This window comes from Anaerostipes faecalis, from assembly GCF_018982945.1.
Classification (GTDB): Bacteria; Bacillota; Clostridia; order Lachnospirales; family Lachnospiraceae; genus Anaerostipes; species Anaerostipes faecalis.
Map to the genome: position 1 here is coordinate 49,427 of NZ_JABRXE010000007.1, position 21,008 is coordinate 70,434.

The 21,008-nt window shown below is 36.8% G+C and carries 23 protein-coding genes; 5 read left to right on the forward strand and 18 right to left on the reverse strand.

All coding sequences use genetic code 11. From position 1 onward, the window contains the following. The first annotated feature begins 177 nt into the window (after nt 1-177). Nucleotides 178-924, forward strand: a complete 747-nt coding sequence (gene truA, locus KTB61_RS08720; RefSeq protein WP_075758655.1) for a tRNA pseudouridine(38-40) synthase TruA — start codon at nt 178-180, stop codon at nt 922-924. A gap of 32 nt (nt 925-956) precedes the next feature. Here truA and KTB61_RS08725 read toward each other — a convergent pair whose 3' ends face one another. Together KTB61_RS08725 and KTB61_RS08730 are read right to left on the reverse strand one after the other, a co-directional pair. Next, nucleotides 957-1,130, reverse strand: a complete 174-nt coding sequence (locus tag KTB61_RS08725) for a hypothetical protein (protein WP_158024869.1) — start codon at nt 1,128-1,130, stop codon at nt 957-959. Beyond that, nucleotides 1,120-2,385, reverse strand: coding sequence for a Y-family DNA polymerase (locus tag KTB61_RS08730; RefSeq protein ID WP_075758656.1), 1,266 nt, complete (start codon nt 2,383-2,385; stop codon nt 1,120-1,122). The genes KTB61_RS08725 and KTB61_RS08730 overlap by 11 nt, the downstream gene beginning before the upstream one ends. A gap of 250 nt (nt 2,386-2,635) precedes the next feature. Between KTB61_RS08730 and sstT the strand changes: the two genes are divergently transcribed. Then, on the forward strand, nt 2,636-3,877 hold the full coding sequence (gene sstT, locus KTB61_RS08735) for a serine/threonine transporter SstT (RefSeq protein ID WP_075758657.1): 1,242 nt from the start codon (nt 2,636-2,638) through the stop codon (nt 3,875-3,877). Nucleotides 3,878-4,048: 171 nt separating this feature from the next. Here sstT and KTB61_RS13415 read toward each other — a convergent pair whose 3' ends face one another. From KTB61_RS13415 to KTB61_RS08810, 15 genes are all read right to left on the reverse strand, one after another. Then, entirely contained in the window at nt 4,049-4,210 is a 162-nt protein-coding gene (locus KTB61_RS13415) for a DUF5412 family protein (protein ID WP_216697360.1), read from the reverse strand. 203 nt (nt 4,211-4,413) lie between these two features. After that, nucleotides 4,414-5,817 carry a selenium cofactor biosynthesis protein YqeC gene (yqeC, locus tag KTB61_RS08745; protein ID WP_075758659.1) on the reverse strand — a complete coding sequence of 468 codons (1,404 nt, stop codon included), beginning with the start codon at nt 5,815-5,817 and terminating at the stop codon, nt 4,414-4,416. A 10-nt stretch (nt 5,818-5,827) separates the two neighbouring features. Next, nucleotides 5,828-7,783 (reverse strand): selenium-dependent molybdenum cofactor biosynthesis protein YqeB, encoded by a 1,956-nt coding sequence (gene yqeB / locus KTB61_RS13260; protein ID WP_216697299.1) that lies wholly within the window; start codon nt 7,781-7,783, stop codon nt 5,828-5,830. A gap of 11 nt (nt 7,784-7,794) precedes the next feature. Further along, a complete protein-coding gene (gene yedF, locus KTB61_RS08755; protein WP_216697300.1) occupies nt 7,795-8,418 on the reverse strand; it encodes a sulfurtransferase-like selenium metabolism protein YedF in 624 nt (207 codons plus the stop codon). Nucleotides 8,419-8,433: 15 nt separating this feature from the next. Beyond that, entirely contained in the window at nt 8,434-8,670 is a 237-nt protein-coding gene (locus KTB61_RS08760) for a DUF3343 domain-containing protein (RefSeq protein ID WP_075758662.1), read from the reverse strand. Continuing rightward, nucleotides 8,667-9,029 (reverse strand): winged helix-turn-helix domain-containing protein, encoded by a 363-nt coding sequence (locus KTB61_RS08765; protein WP_075758663.1) that lies wholly within the window; start codon nt 9,027-9,029, stop codon nt 8,667-8,669. Before KTB61_RS08765 ends, KTB61_RS08760 begins: the two co-directional genes overlap by 4 nt. Before the next feature lie 3 nt (nt 9,030-9,032). Continuing rightward, the gene (locus KTB61_RS08770) at nt 9,033-10,058 is read right to left on the reverse strand and encodes a molybdopterin-binding protein (protein ID WP_075758664.1); all 1,026 of its coding nucleotides are present in this window, start codon (nt 10,056-10,058) and stop codon (nt 9,033-9,035) included. 12 nt (nt 10,059-10,070) lie between these two features. Beyond that, nucleotides 10,071-10,862, reverse strand: coding sequence for a molybdate ABC transporter substrate-binding protein (modA, locus tag KTB61_RS08775; protein WP_075758665.1), 792 nt, complete (start codon nt 10,860-10,862; stop codon nt 10,071-10,073). Nucleotides 10,863-10,893: 31 nt separating this feature from the next. Beyond that, a complete protein-coding gene (locus tag KTB61_RS08780; protein WP_230973692.1) occupies nt 10,894-11,553 on the reverse strand; it encodes a sulfate/molybdate ABC transporter ATP-binding protein in 660 nt (219 codons plus the stop codon). Beyond that, entirely contained in the window at nt 11,550-12,224 is a 675-nt protein-coding gene (modB, locus tag KTB61_RS08785; protein WP_075758666.1) for a molybdate ABC transporter permease subunit, read from the reverse strand. Before modB ends, KTB61_RS08780 begins: the two co-directional genes overlap by 4 nt. A gap of 2 nt (nt 12,225-12,226) precedes the next feature. Further along, nucleotides 12,227-13,177, reverse strand: coding sequence for an MOSC domain-containing protein (locus KTB61_RS08790; RefSeq protein WP_075758667.1), 951 nt, complete (start codon nt 13,175-13,177; stop codon nt 12,227-12,229). Further along, complete coding sequence (gene moaC / locus KTB61_RS08795; RefSeq protein WP_075758668.1) at nt 13,162-13,644, reverse strand: cyclic pyranopterin monophosphate synthase MoaC; 483 nt, start codon at nt 13,642-13,644, stop codon at nt 13,162-13,164. The genes KTB61_RS08790 and moaC overlap by 16 nt, the downstream gene beginning before the upstream one ends. Nucleotides 13,645-13,658: 14 nt before the next feature. Next, a complete protein-coding gene (moaA, locus tag KTB61_RS08800; RefSeq protein WP_075758669.1) occupies nt 13,659-14,627 on the reverse strand; it encodes a GTP 3',8-cyclase MoaA in 969 nt (322 codons plus the stop codon). Between the two features lie 136 nt (nt 14,628-14,763). After that, nucleotides 14,764-15,801, reverse strand: a complete 1,038-nt coding sequence (gene selD, locus KTB61_RS08805; RefSeq protein WP_075758670.1) for a selenide, water dikinase SelD — start codon at nt 15,799-15,801, stop codon at nt 14,764-14,766. Nucleotides 15,802-15,803: 2 nt separating this feature from the next. Further along, on the reverse strand, nt 15,804-17,195 hold the full coding sequence (locus tag KTB61_RS08810) for an MATE family efflux transporter (RefSeq protein ID WP_075758671.1): 1,392 nt from the start codon (nt 17,193-17,195) through the stop codon (nt 15,804-15,806). Between the two features lie 260 nt (nt 17,196-17,455). On the opposite strand from KTB61_RS08810, the gene KTB61_RS08815 reads away from it, so the two are divergent. Genes KTB61_RS08815 through KTB61_RS08825 form a run of 3 tightly spaced genes read left to right on the forward strand, consistent with a single transcriptional unit; the run spans nt 17,456 to nt 20,218 of the window. Further along, entirely contained in the window at nt 17,456-18,214 is a 759-nt protein-coding gene (locus KTB61_RS08815) for an alpha/beta hydrolase (protein WP_216697301.1), read from the forward strand. 21 nt (nt 18,215-18,235) lie between these two features. Then, on the forward strand, nt 18,236-18,991 hold the full coding sequence (locus tag KTB61_RS08820; RefSeq protein ID WP_075758673.1) for an esterase family protein: 756 nt from the start codon (nt 18,236-18,238) through the stop codon (nt 18,989-18,991). A 30-nt stretch (nt 18,992-19,021) separates the two neighbouring features. Next, the gene (locus tag KTB61_RS08825; protein WP_075758674.1) at nt 19,022-20,218 is read left to right on the forward strand and encodes an ATP-grasp domain-containing protein; all 1,197 of its coding nucleotides are present in this window, start codon (nt 19,022-19,024) and stop codon (nt 20,216-20,218) included. An 82-nt stretch (nt 20,219-20,300) separates the two neighbouring features. Here KTB61_RS08825 and KTB61_RS08830 read toward each other — a convergent pair whose 3' ends face one another. Next, entirely contained in the window at nt 20,301-20,885 is a 585-nt protein-coding gene (locus KTB61_RS08830) for a DUF4352 domain-containing protein (RefSeq protein WP_216697302.1), read from the reverse strand. Nucleotides 20,886-21,008: the final 123 nt, after the last annotated feature.

Below are 21,008 nucleotides of genomic sequence, written 5' to 3' on the forward strand. Positions count from 1 at the left end.
CCCCTAATCTCTATATCTCTAATTTTCAATACATGACTCCACAAAAATCTAAAATAATCTTTGTATATCTTTCTTTTGTTTATAAATAAACTCCGGATGCCACTGTACTTGCTTTACCAATAACATATATTATGATAAGATGACATCATAAAAAAATCAATAAGAAGGAAGAATATTATGACACGAAATATCAGATTAACCATAGAATATGACGGTTCACGCTACCAAGGCTGGCAGCGTCTCGGAGGTGATTCCAATGCCAATACCATACAGGGAAAACTGGAAACAGTTCTAAGCAAAATGACAGGAGAAGAAATACAGATCACAGGATCCGGACGAACAGATGCTGGTGTTCATGCATATGGACAGGTTGCAAATTTTCATACAGAATGCACCTTACCCTGTCAGGATATTAAGAATTATCTGGATTCCTATCTTCCAAAAGATATTGGTATTCTAGAAGTATCTAATGTTTCCCAACGTTTTCACAGCCGGTTAAATGCTAAATCTAAAACTTATCTGTATCGTATAGCACTTCCTGGCATTCCTCATGTATTTGATCGAAAATATCTCTGGAATTTTCCGGATTCTCTAAATATCCAACGAATGAAAAAAGCTTCCTCTCTTCTTATTGGAAGTCATGATTTTAAAGGATTTTCCTCATTGAAGAAGACAAAAAAATCTACCATTCGTGAAATATATTCCATTATGATCAAACAGACAGAACGTGAAATCCAGATTACCTATAAGGGAAATGGCTTTCTCCACAACATGGTCCGTATTCTTACCGGAACTTTAGTAGAAATCGGGGCTGGAACTATGGAACCGGAAGATATTCTAAAAGTATTTGACAGTAAAAACAGAAAAGATGCAGGAATCACAGCACCTCCTCAAGGTCTTTTTCTTGTAGATGTAGCCTACTGATTTTATAACAATATTATCTTTTTTATCTAAATTTATTGGTTATTCTGTCTGTTTTTATAACTATCTTCTATTTTAATTCGCTGGACAGTTGTTTCTGACTTTTGCTCCATTAACTGTTCCTCTTTTTTTAGTGCTTCTCTGAATCCTTTCAGTGCATCAAAAGAAGCGAATTGTTTCGCACGGTCTGCGTATCTTTTATAGCCCACTGTTATGCCCTCCGATTTGATGATTTCTAATAAAGGCTGTACTTTTCTCCTGAAGATTCATACCTTTGAAAAGTGCATCCTTTCCATATTTTTTCTGTATCTGCAAAACTGTCTTTTGTATCTGCTGATCTTTTTCCTCCAATGCCGGGTTCATGAAAAAACTGTATTGTTCATAAATATCATTGCGCACATTTTGAAATGCAATGGTAATTCTTCGAACAGGTATGCAGGGATTCACATGCTGTTGATATAACTTTACAAAATACTTCATCAGGATTCTTACAGAACTGGTTATAACAGGGATTTTGCTGGAACACTGGACAGACTTCATTGCATATTTTTTTGAATATCCTACATGAAGCCCGATGGTATCTGTTACCAGACATCTATCCACCAATTCAAGGCACAGACTATCTACCATCTCTTTAACAATCAGCAGCCCATCTTCATATTTATAATCTTCCATCAGTACCTGTCCGCTGGATAATGAATTCTCCTTTGGTTTGTAAGCTTTAATATCAGAAATAGTTGTAGGTTCCCTTCCCCAGGCGTGATCAATCAGCAATTCTGCATCAACTCCAAAAATCTTATACAAACTGCGCTCATCGGCCCTGGTAATATCCCCCATGGTTTCAATTCCCATATTCGCAAGTCTCTGTGCTGTTCCCGGACCAACTCTCCAGAAATCTGTAATAGGTCTGTGATTCCATAAAGTTTCACGATAAATCTTTTCATTGAGAAATCCAATGTTGTCTTTTACATGTTTCGCCGTAATGTCCAATGCAATCTTGCACAGATATAAATTGGTTCCTATTCCGCATGATGCTGTAATCCCGAAAGAATCTTTAATATCATCCATGATCATAACAGCAAGCTCCTTTGCTGAAACATGATAGAAGTCCAGATAATCGGTCACATCAAGAAAAGCTTCATCTATGGAATAAACATGAATATCTTCTTTGGCAATGTACTTTAAATAAATACCATAGATTCCTGCAGAATAATCAATGTATTTCTGCATCTGGGGTGGTGCCGTAATATAATTGATATTCTTTGGAATTTCGAACACTCTGCAGCGATTCCGTACTCCTAATGCTTTCATAGAAGGTGACACTGCCAGACATATGGTTCCATTCCCGCGTTTGGGGTCAGCAACAACAAGATTTGTCGTCATGGCATCCATCCTGCGTTCTACACATTCTACAGATGCATAAAAACTTTTCAGATCAATACATAAATACAGATGCTGCTTCAATCCTTACGCCTCCTTTTTAAAACTAGAACATCTGTTCGATATACCGATATTATATTACTGTTTCAAATGGAAAGCAAGTGGAAAATATAGCTATTACTCTATATACAATTTCTTGTCCGTCATTCAAATACAGATTTCTTTGTTAAAAAGACATTTTTTTATTGACGTTAATGACTTAAAAAACTATAATGGGTAACATGTTGGTTATAGCTATATAAAAAATAACAAAATAAAATGAAGGAGAAAAATAATGAAAAGCATAATAGCAAAATGGAATAGCTTAGGGCTGATTACCCGAATAGTAATTGGTCTGATTATTGGTGCCATTCTTGGAATTGTTGCACCAAAGGCAACGGTACTTACAATTCTGGGAGATTTATTTGTAGGTGCACTTCGTGCAGTGGCTCCAATCCTGGTGTTCTTCCTGGTTATGTCCTCTTTGGCAAACGCAAAAAAAGGTGCTGCAAAGAATATGAGAACCGTTATGATACTTTACATGACAACAACTTTAATTGGAGCACTGGTTGCTGTTATTGGAAGTTTTGTCTTTCCACAGACAATTATCTTAACCAAGGCTGCTGCAACTGAAGTTGCACCACCAAGCGGCATCGGAGAAGTATTAAAAAATCTGTTATTAAACATCGTATCAAACCCTGTTGATTCTCTGGTAAACGCAAATTATATTGGTATTTTGTTCTGGGCTGTTATTTTAGGAATGGCATTTAAGCATGCTTCCACTGGAACAAAACAGTTTTTACAAGATGCTGCCGAGGCAGTTACAAAGGCAGTTCACTGGATTATTTCCTGTGCTCCGTTTGGTATTTTAGGTTTGGTATTCAATACCGTATCTACCAACGGACTGGGTATTTTCAAAAACTATGGAACTCTTTTAGCTTTACTTGTTGGATGTATGCTGTTTACTGTATTTGTTACAAATCCAGCACTGGTATTTGTATTACTTCGTAAAAATCCATATCCATTGGTATTCAAATGTTTAAAAGAAAGTGGTCTGACTGCATTCTTTACACGAAGTTCTGCTGCCAATATTCCAATGAATATGGCTTTGTGCGAGCGTCTTGGATTAAATAAAGATAATTATTCTGTTTCTATCCCTCTGGGATCAACCATTAACATGGATGGAGCGGCAATTACCATTACAGTTATGACTCTCGCAACCGCACATACTTTGGGAATTTCTGTAGATTTACCAACAGCATTTATCTTGAGTGTCTTATCTGCTATCTCTGCCTGTGGTGCATCTGGAGTTGCCGGTGGTTCTCTGCTTCTGATTCCATTGGCATGTTCTTTATTTGGAATTCCAAATGATGTTGCAATGCAGACCGTCGGTGTTGGATTTATTATCGGAGTTATTCAGGACTCTGTAGAAACTGCTCTGAACTCTTCTTCTGACGTTGTTATGACAGCAACTGCAGAATGGTATCAGAGAAAGAAAGCCGGTGAAGAAGTCATTCTTGTTCCAAAAAACAATTAAGAAAGTAATAGAAAGCAAGGAGCTATGCTTTTTATTAAAAAATCCGGCTAAGAAACCGCGCAGCGGTTCTTTCGCCGGATTTTTGCCGTATTTATACCCGCATTTTAACACAATGCTCTTAATGAACCTTTAATATTGAATATGAAGAATACATATAAATTGAATAAAACATTATTCATGCCTATAATCATAAACATCTCTGTGTATATTCATTTTCTTTTTTGTTAATTTTTCTTCTACTTCTACAATTACGGAATCATCAACAGTCGCCCCTCCTGTTCCATTATATATATTAGCAGTGTATTTGCCCTTAGGAGAATTAACTTTTCGAATTAATTCTCCTTTCTAGCAGAAACCAACATTGTACCAAATTTAATATATTTTTTACTTTTTTTATACAAAGAACTACCTGTTCGATGATACAAAGAATTTCCATATCGTATCATACTTGTATCATGCGGATCATCTCCATAAGATAAGGCATACTTCGTTATCAGCTTTATTATCCCATTACTCATCTATTTTGCAACGCCCCCTTATTCATGAATCGGAATAAACAATATTTCGTTTTTCCCTCCACAAATCATACCTAATTTAGCACTTTCCGAATTGGATAGATCATATGTTTCTTTGCAAATAGTTTTTTTGCTTTTTGCCTCTTCTATTACTGTTTTTTCCAGAATACCTCCTCCTATACTTCCAATAATTCCATCGGAAGTAACTAACATCATACTTCCGACTCCCCTTGGTGAAGAACCTGATTTATTTGTGATAACACACAGAAGTCCATTTTGATCTGTCTCTAAAAGTTCTTTTGTCATAGTACTGATTGTTCCAAGATTTTTACATTGAATCAGCTCAGCGGCAATACTGACAGCAATTTCTTCCGGTGTCCTTGCACCAATTTTCAGTCCAATAGGTGCATGAATGGTTTTTATCTGTTCCTGAGAAAATCCATCCTTTTTTAACGCCTCAAAAGTTGTTGTTACTTTTTTCTTACTTCCAATCATTCCCAGATATTCATAAGAGCGATTTAAAACTTTTTCTACGCAGATTCGATCTGCCGCATGTCCACGGGTTACTACTACATAATAATTCCAGTCTCCATATGGCAATACATTCTCAACCTGATCAAATTCACAACAGTATATTTCATCCGCTTCCGGAAGATTTAAAATATTTGCAAATTCCTCTCTGTCATCGATAACCACCGTATAAAAACCAAGAAACTTTGCCAGTTTTAAAAGTTTACCGGATACATGACCTCCTCCAAAAATAATAAGCTGTGGCTGCAGCTGAAACCATTCTTTCTGAATAACTGACACATCCTTTTCCTCCCGTAAGAATTCAGCCACAATTTTCTCATAAAGAGTATTTACCTGACCGGGACAGATTTTTACTTTTACTTCTGGATATTTTTTTCTTAAAGGTTTCACATATCCTTCCATTGCCAGCTGTTGTAAATGTTTAGGTTCAACCAAAGTTTCTTCTGAAATCTTAAGACATTCTTTTACCAGAGACAACCTGTGACTCACTTTTCCAAACATCTTATCCAGTGCTGAAAGACCTGTAACTACATGGATCTCATCAATTTCTTCTGGAATAACAGGTTCATTTTCTCCAGGGAATTTTATTGGAAGTCCTTTTGACCCGTCTGCTTCTATAAGAACAACATCTGCAATCTGATTAACCTCTTTCAATAATTTCTCAGGTAAAGGTCCTATTTTTCCGTTGGAAGTACAGGTACCTGCCATACAATACCCTTTTGTCTCCAGTTCTCTTTGGATTACATCTAATGAATCTGTAATCAGGGTATCCTCTTCTTTTAACATATGGGTTGTAGTTGTTACAAATACTGTTTTCTCCTGTTTTATATATTCCTCTGCAAGATTATGAATTCTGGTTGTTTTCCCTCCAGATCCTACTACTGCAATTATCATATTGTCCTCCTTATTCCCGTGCCAGCAATTTTAGCATATCTGCAGCATATCTAATTTGATTGGATGTTGTATCATGTCCAAAACTAAACCTGACCATACCTTGTTCCTCTGTATGGAAATATTTATGCACTAATGGAGCACAATGTGCACCAGATCTCGTTTCAATTTTAAATCTCTGCATCAGTTCATCGCTGACTGCAGAAGAATCAATCCCTTTAATATTACATGAAAGAGTAGCTGTCCGTTTTTTAAAATCTGTTAAATTATCTGTTCCATAAATTTGAATTTTTTCTTCATCTTTTATCATCTCATAAAACAGTCTTATATTTTTCTGTTCTTTCTGGCGAATATTATCCATACCGTTTTCATAGATATACTCAATTCCAGCTGTTATTCCTGCAATTCCAGGTCCATTTAATGTTCCAGCTTCCAGTGCTGTCGGCATTTGTACAGGATGAGTTTTTGAAAAAGATTGTACTCCACTTCCGCCAGTTATGAGCGGTCGTATGTTCAGACCGGTTCTTACACACATGCCACCGATTCCCTGTGGTCCCAGCAGACCTTTATGTCCTGTAAAGCATAATACATCTATAAAATCTTTTTTCATAGATACAGGGAATATACCAGCAGTCTGGGCACAGTCTACGATAAACAAAATACCTTTTTCCCGGCAGAATTTTCCAATATTTTCAATATCAAAAACTTCTCCCGTTACATTGGATCCATGTGTCATGACCAAAGCTTTTGTTTTTTTCCCAACAGCTTTCTTAATATCCTCAAGCACCGGATTTGTAATCGTTATTTCTGTGCCTTTTTGTTCCATTTCATATAAAGGTCTTAGCACACTATTATGTTCCATCCATGTGGTAATTACCTGATCCTCTGGATTAATCAACCCTTTTATCGCTATATTAAGACTTTCTGTAACTCCGCTGGTAAAGACAACCTGCTCAGGAGAATCTGCATCAAAAAAATCACAGAGAATCTCTCTTGCTTTATAAATACTTCTTGCAGATTTCAAAGCAGATTCATGAACTCCACGTCCTGCGTTTCCATACTCCATGGCACGCTCCATGGCTTCCTTTACCTGTAGGGGTTTATGGATACTGGTTGCTGCACAATCAGCATAAACCTGTGAAGATTGATCCAAATGAGTACATTTTTCCATCTGAAGAGATAACAAAGCCTCTAAAACTCCTCCAGCTATGCAACGTGCCTTATCAGAAATAGTAAAACAATTATCGTATTCTTCTGCTCTTGGATCAATATCAGCAATTTTAAATCCCTTTGTAACCGGGTATCCATCACGGATTAAACCTCTTAATAATCCATCAATGGTTGCAGTCACCTGTACATTTCCGTTTTTTGTTTCAATCCATGCGATGGATTCTCCTTTTTCCACCATATCTGTTATATGATGGATACTTCGAAGAATTCCTTCTGCCGGCGAATGTATTACACGCTCTTTACTGACTCCTGCAATATTTCCGGGAATTCCCGTATTGGGAATTGCAGATCCTTTATATATCACTCGTCCAAGTTTATGGCCTCTCATGGTTTCAATGACTGCATCCACATCTTTTCCTGCTGTAAACCCAGGCCCCAGACCAATGGTAACAGGTGCCATTTCCCTGATGGTTCCAAGATTTCTTTTTGCAAGAATTCCATCGATAACAGCCATTGGTTTTATTTCTTCGATACATTTTCCATGGGGATCCACCAGTAATGCGGGATTTCCACAATCCATGATCCTATATGCTTCTTTCAGATTTTCTGCCCGATAACAGGTCATGTCCTCAACCCGCCATTTTCCCTCATATACAGCTTCTGAAAAAGCTACATTCCTTCGGATTGCTGATGGAGAATCAATCTCCAGTACCAATACTCGAAATCCACTTTTTACCAGCTTGTAAATGGTACCGGTTGCAATATCTCCGCCACCTCTTACAACAACCAGATTTTTCATTTTTCTATCTCCTATGGTTTAATAATTTTATCTGCACTTTCCATCATTTCTACAATATCATACATATTGCTGACAGAACCAACAGAAAGCTTTTTGGTCAGTTCATAATAATTCAGGCACGTTCCACAGGTGAATATTTCAACACCTTCTGCTTCAAGACTTTTCAAATCTTCCAGAGAGTCAGATCCTTCACAGGATAGAAAAGCCCCTGAATTGTATAAAAGAATTGTTTTAGGGAGTATATCCTGCTTTGTCAAAGCGAAAATAAATGCTTTCATCAGTGTTTTTCCCAGTTCATCTTCTCCTTCTCCCATCTTATTTGAAGATAGTATGACCACAAGATTTTCTCTACGTCCATCAGGATAACAGGAAATCTCTTCATTATTTTGCTTTTCAGGTCCATGATCATAAGTATCTTCCGACAAGGTAATTAAAATTCGATATTCCTTTTCCCCTGTCTTTTCACTGAATACATTTAAATTTTTGCCATTTGCAAATTTGGTTACATTTTGCACTGCGATTTCATTATCGACTAAAATCTCTATCTGAGTTTCACCATTTATCTCATCTAATGCCTTTTTTGTATTAACTACTGGTAACGGACATACCAGTCCTCTTGCATCTACTTTTTTCATGCTATTTTTCTCCTTTTAAATCAATACAGTATAAATTCCTTCCCAAATAATCTTTTGTTTTAACATAAATTCTTTCAGATTTTTTTCTTTCTCAGGTTCTGTACACCATGCCATTCCACATCCTGCCGTGATTTGTTTTGGCACAGGTATCAGTCTGCCTGAAATATTATGTTCTTTACAAAGAGTTTCCATTTTTATGGCGCCTGTGGTAGTTTCAAAAGTTACCACCAGCTTTTTTGTTTTCTCTCTCATATTTCTATCCTATCTTCACGAAAATACTTATGAAAGGCTTCTTGTGCTGCTTTCTCAACTTCTTTTTGAAAAGCCATATATCTTTCCATCATATCCTTTCCCTCCGGTGTCAAAGTTGAATAGCCGCCCTTTTTTCCTCCAGCTTTTCGTTCTACCAAACGTACACCCAGATCATGTTCTGCCCGATTTAAAATTTTCCATGCTTTACTGGCAGCCATTCCCATCTCATTATAGGCAGCAGAAAGAGAACCTTTTTGCTCTATCAGTGCTAAAAGCTGAGTAACACCTTTTCCAAAATCAGGTTCTTCCTTAAATACCCTTAATTTAACATCAAACTGTTGAGGCAGATATTGTTTCATTTTTTACCATCCTTTTCCGAATCCACAATTAGGATAAGTGCATATGTTACAGTTAAGACATAGACCACCTTCTCCAAGAGCTGCCAGTTCACTGGACGTTACCGGATCATCTGCCATAATTCTAGGAAGGACCAGATCAAAGATTGTTCGTTTTGCATACATTACGCATCCAGGAAGTCCTATGATTGGTATATTCTCTTTTGTATATGCCAGCATAAACATAGCTCCCGGCAATACAGGTGATCCATAAGAAACCACCTGAGCACCTGTATTTTTAATGGCAAGAGGTGTTCTGTCATCAGGGTCTACACTCATTCCGCCGGTACATAATACCATCTCTGCACCATCTTCTATTGCCTTTAAAATAGCTTCTGTCACCTTTTCATGATTATCTGGAAGTTTTACATGATGGAATACTTTTGCACCATACTCTTCTATTTTTTGTATGACGACAGGAGTAAACGTATCTTCGATTCTTCCATAAAACACCTCATTTCCTGTAGTAATGACAGCTGCTTTTTTAGGTTTATATGGCAACAATGATAGAATCGGCTGATTACCTGCCAGTTTTTTTACATCATCCATTTTTTCTTTCTCAATCACAAGTGGAATAATGCGGGTACCTGCCAGTTTGTCTCCTTTTTTTACTGGTGTATTCCCATGACGGGCAGCTATCATCATCTGCCCATAGGAATTTATCTGTAGAAGCTTTTCTTTCCTGATTTTGAAAAGACCGTCATATGCAGCAGACAGTTCAATTTTTCCTTCTTTAACCTCAGATTCTATCATACCATCATTTTTACAGATATCACAAAGAATTCTGGCGGCATCATTTTCATGTAGCATATTTTCTCCTGGTTCCCATACATATAAATGATCTTTTCCCAGAGATAAAAGTACTGGAATATCTTCTTTGGTTACCACATGTCCTTTTCGAAATCTTGCATCTTTTGTAACTCCTTTGATAATCTGCGTCATATCATGACAAAGAACAGCACCCTCTGCATTTTTTGTGTCAATTAATTTCAAAAAATATCCCTCCTATTTTTGAATGGTAAAGCCATAATCCTCAAATACTTCTAATGCTTCTTTGGATTGCAAAAATTCTACAAATTTGTCTGCCGCATCCTTATGTTTGCTGTTTTTCAATGAAGCAACAGGATAAATAACAGGTGTTTTTAACATCTTGTCTGAAGCTTCTGCTATGACTTTTACATCCTTTGTACTTGCTGCATCTGTTGCATATACAACTCCACAGTCAGCACTTCCTTTTGCTACCCAGTTTAATACCTCTGTTACGTTGGTACCGAGGCTTGCCTTTTTCTGAACCTGATCCCAGTTTTTAAGATTTTTAAAAACCTCCTGAGCATATTGTCCGGCAGAAACACTTTTAGGATCACCGATGGCAATGGTTTCTGCTTTTGTTATATCTTCATAAGATGTGATTTTTACATTCCCTTCTTTTGGTACGATTAATACCAGTTTGTTTTCCAGCAGATTTACAACATCATTTTTTGCTATGTAATCTTCTTTTACCAGCTGATCCATTTGTTCGGTGGCTGCTGACATGAAAACATCTGCCTCCATTCCCTGTTCAATCTGAGTCTGCAGTTTTCCTGAGCTGTCATAACTTCCTTCAACCTTAATACCTTCATTTTCTTTTTCAAACATGGGGATTAGCTTTTCCGTATAACATTTTTCAAGACTTGCCGCTACTGCAAGAGATAATGTAACTGTCTCCTTTTTCTTCGCTGTTTCTTTTGAACCGCATCCTCCAACACTACAAGCCATAACGGCTGCCAGTAATCCTGCAAATAACTTTTTACCTTTCATCTTTTTTACCTCACTTTCAAATGATATTGATTTATTGTATCTGACCCCTTATGATTTGATATTTCTTATTACAAAGATTATTAATTTCTTTGCTGTTATGACTTACCAATATGGAAGGTCTATGAAAATCTGCAAGCATATTTCGGATTTCATGCTGCAGTTCTTCCCGTAAATCTTCATCTAATGCTGAAAATGGCTCATCTAGCAATATAACTTCCGGTTCATATGCCATTAATCTGGCAAGAGCTGCTCTTTGCTTTTGTCCCCCGGATAGCTGCCTTGGGTAACGATTCTGTAATTCTTCAATATGAAAGCGTTTTAACATCTCCATTGTCCTGTTCTCTATTTCCTGCTTTGACATTTTTCTCGCTTTCAATCCTGTATGTATATTTTCCTCCACAGTCATATTGGGAAATAATGCATATCCCTGAAAAAGGTATCCTATTTTTCTTTCCTGTGGTGTCAAATTAATGTTCTTATCCGAATCAAATAATACTTTTCCATCTAAGATTATTTTCCCTTTGTCTGGTGTTTCAATTCCGGCAATGCATTTTAAAGTCATGCTTTTTCCACTACCAGATGGTCCCATCAGCCCTAAACACTCTGCATCAGCTTTTAATTGGGCTTTTAGAGTAAATTCTTTTAAAATTTTTTCAATGCTGACTACAAGCCCCATAGATTTTCCTCTCATTTTTCCTGTTTTTTCTTTTCTAAAAATAAATAAATATTCATTGCCATTACCATAACAAAACTAATAATTATAATCACCAGCACATACTGATATGCAAGATCCATATTTCCTGCAGCAACCTCTGCATAAACTGCCAATGGCAATGTTCGTGTTCTTCCTGGAATGTTTCCTGCAATCATAGCTGTAGCCCCAAATTCTCCCAGCCCTCTGGCAAATGCCAGAACACCTCCGGAAATAATACCGGGCAAGCCATTGGGAATCATGATTTTCCAGAAAATTGTCCATTCGCCCATTCCAAGTGTTCGCGCTGCATAAATTAAATCTTTATCAATCTGCTCCAATGCTCCTCTGGCAGAACGATACATCAATGGAAAAGAAATAACAACTGCTGCCAGGACTGTCGCACCCCAGGAGAATGCAATCTTAATATGTAAATTGTGGTAAAAAAATTTCCCAACAGGTCCATAAGAGCCAAAAATATATAAAAGAAAAAATCCGGCTACTGTTGGAGGCAATACCAGTGGCATGGTTAAAATCCCATCCAATATTACTTTAGTCTTTTCACTTTTTCGACATAAAACCCATCTTGCAGCCAAAATTCCCAGAAAAAATGTAATAAAGATTGTCACTATAGATGTTTTCATAGATATCCAGATTGGTGATGTATCCATTTTTAAACTCCTTTAGAATGATTTCCGCATTCAGATACTGTTCCCCTTAAAATATTAAGTCCATGTTCCAATTCACTAATGATAAAAGACAAGCTTTCTTCCACTGCTTTTTCGCTTCCGGGAAGATTAATAATCAATGTCTGTTTTCGAATAACAGATACTCCTCTGGATAGCATAGCTCTTTTAGTTATGCTCATGGACCCTGCACGGATAGCCTCTGCAATTCCAGGAACATTTCGCTCTGCCACTGCCATAGTTGCTTCCGGTGTGCAATCTCTTTCAGAAAATCCTGTTCCTCCTGTTGTAAGAATAAGATTTACCTGACGACTGTCACACAATCGAATCAGCTGTTTTTCAATCAATTCTTTTTGGTCAGGAAGGAGAATCTGCTCCACCACATGATAACCTTCCAGTGTTAAAATTTCAGCTGCCTTAGGACCGCTGGTATCTTTCCTTAATCCTGCAGCACCCTTGTCACTAAGGGTAATTACTGCTGCGGTTAAAGGTGTATCCGCAGCAGGCAGTTCCACATACATATGATCTCCTGTGGAAATACTTCCACCAGACAAAACTTCCGCAAACACCCCTTCTCTTGGCATAATACAATCTCCTACTCTTTTATATATTTCGCAATGATTATGACATTCTTTTCCAATTTGTGTCATCCGAAGAATCACATCTTTACATTTCAAAATCGTTCCCACAGGAAGATGTTTAAAATCAATACCTTCCACTAGAATATTTTCACCAAAGGCACCCTCTGCTGCATTTCCCCCTTTGTTATTAAATTCTTCTACTTTATCATAACTTAGCAGACTAACCTGCCGATGCCAATGTCCTGCATGAGCATCTTTATCAATTCCATAATCTTTTATCAGCTTTACTGTCTGAACATTTCTTTTTGCTGTTCCTCGCTTGTCACTGATGCACACAGCTCTTACGATTCCTTCCATTGAAAATCACCACTCTTTCCTCCTGTTTTTTTCAATAAATGAATTTCATTTATCATCATTGATTTATCCACAGCTTTGCACATATCGTAAATTGTAAGTAAAGCTATTTGAACTCCTGTTAATGCTTCCATTTCAACTCCTGTTTTTCCTGTGGTTTTTACTGTGCATTTTGCCTGAATTTCCAGGTCTTTCTCCATCATTTCAAAGTCAACGGTACATTTTGTCAGCATTAGAATATGACACAGGGGAATCAATTCAAATGTCTTTTTTGCCGCCATAATTCCTGCTATCCTTGCAGTTCCAAGAACATCTCCCTTTCCAATTTTTCCTTCTTTAATTTTCGTAAAAACTTCCTGGCTAACCTGAATTTTCCCTACAGCAACCGCAGTTCTCACAGTTTCGTTTTTATTTGTAACATCAACCATTATTGCATTTCCCTGTTGATCAAAGTGTGTTAATTCGCCCATAATCTATCCTTTCATTATCCTCCAATGGAAGACATATTAACTTCAGAAGGTTCCTTTTCAAAATCATGTGATTTTGGTTTTTCATAAATTGCCTTTTTAATTTCCTGCATCATTTCATCTTCATCGTATTTATTTCGGATCATATCCCGCAAATTCAAAGTTTCCGGATAATACAGACACGGTTTTAACTGACCGGCAGAAGTAAGCCTGATCCGGTTGCACATATGACAAAACTTACCATGAAGTGCTTCTATGAATCCAATCAATCCATCGTACCCATCTAATTTATAATACGTTGCAGGACCATTTCCAATAGAGGAAGTATCTGAAATTTTTTCAATCCGTATACCTTTTTTAATAATTTTTGTTAAAATCGCTTCTTTATCCAGAATTGAAAAATCTTCATATTCAAATCCCATTGGCATACGTTCAATAAATCGAACAGGAACTCTGTGGTTTTTTACAAAATCTATAAAAGCCCATATATCCTCCATAGAAGTTTCTGATTCCAGTACCGTATTAATCTTCACCGAAAGTCCTGCTTCTGATGCAGCAATGATAGCATCTTTTACAATTTCAACCACATCTGTTCCGGTAATCTTTTTATAGGTTTGTGAATTCAGTGAATCCAGGCTTACATTCACACCATCAATTTCTGACTCTGCTAATTCTTTTATAGAATCTTTCAACTTTATACCATTGGTAGTTAAGGTTACAGAAGATACTCCAGGAAGTTTTTTCAACTGCCTGATAAAAGAAATGCAATCTTTTCTTACTAAAGGTTCTCCACCGGTAATTTTAAATTTATGAATACCAAGTTTTACAAAAATTCTACATAAGGTAAGAATCTCTTCATATGTTAAAATATCATTGTGGGATAAATGATCTATATGATCCGGCCTGCAGTATCTGCAGCAAAGATTACATCGATCTGTAATCGAAATCCTAATATAATCGATTTCTCTTTGAAACTGATCTTTCATAATACCTCCTGAATGGTTATTCTTAAGTGAGAGTAACGACTTTTAAAAAATAACCCTTTCACAGGGCATTTTTTATATGAAACTGACTTTATTATAACATAGAAATTTCTTTAAGCGATTTATAGAGATATTTTTTCTACTCAACTTTAATACTATTTCCTTCTTCCGGGGTTACATAACCAATAATCCTGGCACAAGGTATTTCACTTTGCAGCTGTCTCAGCATGTCTTTAGCCTCATCTTCTGGTACTGCTATCATCAACCCTCCTGAGGTCTGCGGATCATAAAGAATATCCTGCATAGCTTCTGAAATATTTGGGGAAAATGTCACTCCACTCTGGGCATATTTACGATTTCTATAAGCACCTTCAGGTATCATGCCCATCAGCGCCATTTCAAAAGCTTCTGAGTGATATGGTATCTGATCTGCCATAAAGTGAATCGTTACACCACTTCCCTGAGCCATTTCATATCCATGTCCCAGAAGGCCAAATCCAGTAACATCTGTACAGCTGTGAGGATGGAATTTCACCATAATATCTCGGGCCTTCTTATTTAATGTTGCCATTTGTTTATAAATTTTATCCATGATTTTCATATCAATAAATTCAGCTTTTGCAGCTGTAGTCAGAATTCCCACACCTAAAGGCTTGGTTAAAATTAAAACATCTCCAGGTTTTGCCCCTGCATTAGTAAGCACTTTCTCTGGATGTACAAAACCAGATACAGATAGCCCATATTTCGGCTCCTGATCCTGAATGGTATGTCCTCCTGTAATAATAACACCTGCTTCATAGGCTTTTTTGTATCCACCTCGCAATATGCTCTGAATAGACTTCTGGTCCATTTCTTTTGTGACACACATGACGTTTAATGCCAATTTGGGGTCACCTCCCATAGCATAAATATCGCTAATGGAATTGGCAGCAGCAATCTCACCAAACAATTCCGGATCATCTACAATAGGAGGGAAAAAATCGATGGTCTGTACCAGGGCCGTCTCGTCATTGATCACATATACAGAAGCATCATCACTTTTGTCATATCCCACAATCAGTCGTTCATCATATCTGGTGGGAATATCCTGAAGCAATCTGGCAAGAGTTCCTGCTCCTACTTTTGCGCCACATCCTGCACACTGGGCCAGTTTTGTTAATTTTACTTCTGTTTCCATATCTACACTCCTTCTGCCATGTCTCTTGTTACATTTCTCAGCCACTTGTAGCTTTTGAATCTTATCCATGTAACTGGCACTTTGATTAATTCATCACTCATTAAAATCACATATACCACAGGTACACTTGCATGAAATACAAAAGCTGCCAGTGCGCCAAATAAAATAGAGCATCCCCACATTGTTGACATATCTAGAATAAGTCCAAAACGAGTATCTCCTCCTGAACGAAAAGTTCCAACAATCATTGTTGTATTAAAAGCCTGTGCCACAACAAAATAAGACATAACAAAAAACATGAATCTTAAATATTCTTTTGCCATTGGTGTCAATGCAAGGAGAGATGTGGCAACAGGAGCTGCTATCAGAATCATTCCTCCACCTATAAGTCCCATTAGAACACTTAAAACCAAGAATCGCTGTGCATAGGCTTTGGCATGTTCAGGTTTCTGCTCTCCAATGGTTTTTCCAAGATAAATTGCTGTTGCACTTGCCAGTCCAAATGCAACAACTGTTGCCAGCTGCCTTGCAACCTGTGCAACAGAATTTGCTGCTACGGCTGCACTTCCCATATGTCCAAGAATGGCGGTATTGGCTGCAGTTCCCATTCCCCACATAACTTCATTTAAAACTACAGGAAGTGCATATTTCAGAAAGTCTTTTAACAGCACAGAATCCAGATGAAGAAAATATCTGAACCGAAATAAAATATCCCGGTTAAATTTTTTTGCATAAATAAATACCAGAAAAAGTTCCAAGATTCTGGAAATCAGTGTTGCTAAAGCTGCGCCACGGATACCCATCGCCGGACATCCAAACAATCCGAAAATAAAAATCCCATTAAGAATTACATTACATATTAAAGATATCAGATATACTACCGTTGCAACAACTACTCTTTCAACACTGCGCATAATATACAGATAAACCTGTGTAATGCCCATCATAACATAAGAAAAAGCAACGATTTTTAAATACTTGATTCCTTCTGTAATTACCAGAGGATCACTTGTGAAAATTTTCATAAGTAACCCTGGAATGGTCAATGCTGCAATTGTAAAAATCAGGGTAATAGTAACAGCTGCACGGATTCCCATTCCTAAAATTTTCTCAATGGTCTTTTTATCCCCTTTTCCCCAATACTGGGCAGTTAGGACCGTCGCTCCTGAAGTCAGTCCAAAAAGAAACAGTACCATAATATATTGAACCTGCCCTGCAAGCGAAGAACCTGACAGTACTTTTTCTCCAACTTTTCCAAGCATCATAACATCCGCAGCGGTCACTCCCACATTGATTAAATTCTGCAATGCCATAGGAACTACCAGGGCAAATACATTTCCATAAAAAGTTTTCCAGTCTATTCCAAGTTCACGATTATTTTGTCTAATAAACATTTTATATACCTCTCTTTAAAAAATCTGCTTTTATATCTTTTCGTAATTAATATTCCATAAAATCAGATGCTTACTTTTATTATACCTGTATTCGTTTAAATATCTACTATATTTTTTTCGTATTCATAAGAATCAAAAAAGTGAAAATTAATTATCCATAAATTCCCAAAAACTTGATATTCAGGGGCTTCTATGCTATATTTACCAATAGAAATTAATAAGATGTGTATTGGTAAATATACATAGAATTGGAGAAAATTATGATTTACAAATGGGATATTACTATTCCGGAACTAACTGGAGCAGAACCGCGCAGTGCATACATATACCTTCCAGAATCTTATAACGATAATCCAGAAAGGCACTATCCTGTACTCTACATGTTTGACGGACACAATGTTTTTTTTGATTCTGATGCAACTTACGGCAAATGCTGGGGAATGAAAGAATACATGGATCAGACCAGCACCCAGTTAATCGTTGCAGCTGTAGAATGCAATCATAGTCCGGATAACGGGCGTCTGCGGGAATACTCGCCCTTCACATTCAAGGATTCTAATTTTGGTAAAATAACCGGTCTTGGAAAACTGACAATGGAGTGGCTGATTAATGATTTTAAAAAAGATATTGATTCCCGTTTCCGAACAATTCCTGACAGAGAGCATACATATATTGCCGGAAGTTCTATGGGCGGACTTATGAGTTTATACGCTTTAATGGAATACAACAATGTTTTTTCCAAAGCAGCAGCACTGTCCCCTTCTTTATGGACAGCACCAAAAAAGATTATTTCGCTTATAAAAAATTCCATGATCCAGCCGGATACTGTTCTTTATATGGATTATGGTTCCAATGAACTGAATCAACATGATAATATGTTGCTGATTTATGAAAAAATAGCGAGAAATCTTTTACACTGTGGTGTTTTGTTAAACAGCCGGATCGTTCCTGGTGGTGATCATTGCGAAGCCAGCTGGGAACAGCAAATTCCGTTTTTTATGCATACATTATTATACTAACAAGAAAAATTGGAGGTTTTTATGGAAATTCATTATTTTAAACAGTACAGCCCTGCACTGAATCGAGATATGGAATGTAAAGTATATGGACATGGAGGACGTCCAGTCTTATTTATTCCTTGTCAGGATGGGCATTTTTATGATTTTGAAAATTTTAAAATGACCGATGTCTGGTCACCATGGATTGAATCTGGACAGGTCATGGTATTTTCCATTGACACTATTGATGAAGAAACCTGGTCAAACAAAAGCGGAGATCCTCACTGGAGGATTGATCGTTATGAGCAGTGGATCAAATACATTGTTGATGAAATGGTTCCTTTCATGCGTGCAACTGTTAACCAGCGAAACGGATGGGACGGCTATCCTGGTATTATTGCATTTGGCTGCAGCCTTGGTGCAACACATGCTGTAAATCTTTACTATCGCTTTCCTGATATTTTTGATGGACTTCTTGCTTTAAGCGGTATTTACACAGCTGATTATGGATGGGATGGATATATGGATGAAATGGTTTACAACAACTCCCCTGTTCACTATCTTGGAAATATGTCACCAGATCATCCTTATATTGAAAAATATAATTCCGGGAAATCCATCATTTGCGTCGGTCAGGGTGCATGGGAAGAACCTGAAACAACCCGACAGCTTGCTTCTATTTTTGCAGATAAAGGAATCCATACATGGGTAGATTTCTGGGGATTTGATGTAAACCATGATTGGGACTGGTGGTATAAACAGGTAACATATTTTGTCCCTTATTTACTTAATGATTAAATTTCAATGATTTTTAGAAAGAAGGTATATATGAAAAACTTTATTTTTATCTCTCCAAATTTTCCTACAAACTACTGGCAGTTTTGTAAAGAACTAAAAAACAATGGATTAAATGTACTTGGAATTGGAGATCAGCCTTATGATGATTTAAGCAATGACTTAAAGGAAAGCCTGAATGAGTATTACAAAGTAGATAGTCTTGAAAATTATGATGAAGTATATCGTGCTGTTGCATTCTTTATTCATAAATATGGACCAATCGACTGGTTAGAATCCAATAATGAATACTGGCTGGAGCGGGATGCAAAACTTCGTACTGCATATCATATCACAAGCGGGTTCCAGGAAGAAGATATTCCTCGCATCAAATTCAAATCCAAAATGAAGGAATTCTACATAAAAGCAGGAATTCCTGTAGCTCGTTATCATTTGGTTGATACCATTGAGAACTGCAAGAAATTTATTAAAAAAGTGGGATACCCAGTTATTACAAAACCAGACAATGGTGTTGGTGCTGCTGATACATATAAAATCAGTAATGACAGTGAATTAGCTTCATTTTTTGAAATAAAACAGGAAAATGTTCAATATATTATGGAAGAATTTATTAATGCTGAAATAAATTCTTACGATGCCATTATTGACGCTGATGGTAATCCTATGTTTGAAACAGGAAATGTAACTCCAATGTCTGTTATGGATATTGTAAATAATGCTGACAATTCCATTTATTATATCGTAAATAAGCTTCCTGCTGACACAAGAAAAGCAGGACGCGCAACAGTGAAAAGTTTTGGTGTAAAAAGCCGTTTTATACACTTTGAATTTTTCCGTCTTTTGGAAGATCATGAAGGAATGGGGAAAAAAGGTGATATTGTGGCTTTGGAAGTTAACATGCGTCCATGTGGAGGATTCACTCCAGACATGATCAATTTTGCTCACAGCACAAATGTATACAAAATCTGGGCAGATATGATTGCTTTCAATAAATCCACTCTTCCTGTCGGAAACCACTCTTATTGTGCATTTGCAGGATTAAGAGATGGTAAGAAATTTGTAATGACCCACGAAGATATTATGAATAAATACGGAGAGCATATGAAAATGGTAGACCGCATTCCTGATGTTTTTTCAGGAGCCATGGGAAACCAGATGTATGTGGCAACTTTTGCAACAAAAAGGGAAATGAATAGTTTTTACAATAATGTATTAAAATGTGAAGAATAATTCATTTGCAAAAAAGCAGATTATCAGACTTTAGAAGCTTGATATCTGCTTTTTTACTACTATACTACTATCTTTTATACTACTATCTTTTTTTTACAAATTTGATCTTTTCATCCCAGAAATCAGGCTGTACTTTTATTTCTAACTGTTTCCAATCTTTAGGTACCTGGTAAGCAATAATACCATTCATTTTTTTACCTGCACTAAGATCTCCATCTAGCTGATTTTTCTCTTGAAATTCATCTAAAGAAAGGGCCATAAAATCCTGATTTAATGAATAATCATCTATATATGCCTCAAAGTTTAATTCTGAACTTATGGCAATATCATGATCAGATTTATTATCAATCTGGAATTCACATACCATAAATATCTTATTTTTATCTGGCTTGTTATATTCTTCCCCTCGTGAAGTCTTCACACTTTTTAATGTAATCTGAATATCATTCTGTGTTGCTGTTTCCCCTATTTTATATGAAGTTTTCTTAGGCTTTTCTTCTTCTCCTCCTATAAAACTTAAAGCAACAATGATTACGATCAGTGTCAGCAAAATCCATTTAAGTTTTCCTCCTTGCTTTTTCCTGCAGTTAGGACAAACTTTGGCTCCCGCCGGTATCTCGCTTTTACAATGTCTGCATAGTTTTGTGCCTGTTTTCTCCTTTTTCATATATCTCCTCCTGTGTATTTATTCCTGATAATCATATCAAATATGATTTTCTTCCTGTTCCGCTGACAGCGTAAAAAAATATAACGGCTGTTACAACAATGGAAAGAAAAAAAGGATATTGCT

Bases quoted from the DNA above. Each gene is read 5' to 3' on its own strand.
- truA (WP_075758655.1), top strand. From the start codon at position 178: ATGACACGAAATATCAGATTAACCATAGAATATGACGGTTCACGCTAC.
- sstT (WP_075758657.1), top strand. From the start codon at position 2,636: ATGAAAAGCATAATAGCAAAATGGAATAGCTTAGGGCTGATTACCCGA.
- yqeC (WP_075758659.1), bottom strand. From the start codon at position 5,817: ATGATAATTGCAGTAGTAGGATCTGGAGGGAAAACAACCAGAATTCAT.
- yqeB (WP_216697299.1), bottom strand. From the start codon at position 7,783: ATGAAAAATCTGGTTGTTGTAAGAGGTGGCGGAGATATTGCAACCGGT.
- yedF (WP_216697300.1), bottom strand. From the start codon at position 8,418: ATGAAAAAAGTAGATGCAAGAGGACTGGTATGTCCGTTACCAGTAGTT.
- KTB61_RS08760 (WP_075758662.1), bottom strand. From the start codon at position 8,670: ATGAGAGAGAAAACAAAAAAGCTGGTGGTAACTTTTGAAACTACCACA.
- KTB61_RS08765 (WP_075758663.1), bottom strand. From the start codon at position 9,029: ATGAAACAATATCTGCCTCAACAGTTTGATGTTAAATTAAGGGTATTT.
- modA (WP_075758665.1), bottom strand. From the start codon at position 10,862: ATGAAAGGTAAAAAGTTATTTGCAGGATTACTGGCAGCCGTTATGGCT.
- KTB61_RS08780 (WP_230973692.1), bottom strand. From the start codon at position 11,553: ATGAGAGGAAAATCTATGGGGCTTGTAGTCAGCATTGAAAAAATTTTA.
- modB (WP_075758666.1), bottom strand. From the start codon at position 12,224: ATGGATACATCACCAATCTGGATATCTATGAAAACATCTATAGTGACA.
- KTB61_RS08790 (WP_075758667.1), bottom strand. From the start codon at position 13,177: ATGGAAGGAATCGTAAGAGCTGTGTGCATCAGTGACAAGCGAGGAACA.
- moaC (WP_075758668.1), bottom strand. From the start codon at position 13,644: ATGGGCGAATTAACACACTTTGATCAACAGGGAAATGCAATAATGGTT.
- moaA (WP_075758669.1), bottom strand. From the start codon at position 14,627: ATGAAAGATCAGTTTCAAAGAGAAATCGATTATATTAGGATTTCGATT.
- selD (WP_075758670.1), bottom strand. From the start codon at position 15,801: ATGGAAACAGAAGTAAAATTAACAAAACTGGCCCAGTGTGCAGGATGT.
- KTB61_RS08810 (WP_075758671.1), bottom strand. From the start codon at position 17,195: ATGTTTATTAGACAAAATAATCGTGAACTTGGAATAGACTGGAAAACT.
- KTB61_RS08815 (WP_216697301.1), top strand. From the start codon at position 17,456: ATGATTTACAAATGGGATATTACTATTCCGGAACTAACTGGAGCAGAA.
- KTB61_RS08820 (WP_075758673.1), top strand. From the start codon at position 18,236: ATGGAAATTCATTATTTTAAACAGTACAGCCCTGCACTGAATCGAGAT.
- KTB61_RS08825 (WP_075758674.1), top strand. From the start codon at position 19,022: ATGAAAAACTTTATTTTTATCTCTCCAAATTTTCCTACAAACTACTGG.
- KTB61_RS08830 (WP_216697302.1), bottom strand. From the start codon at position 20,885: ATGAAAAAGGAGAAAACAGGCACAAAACTATGCAGACATTGTAAAAGC.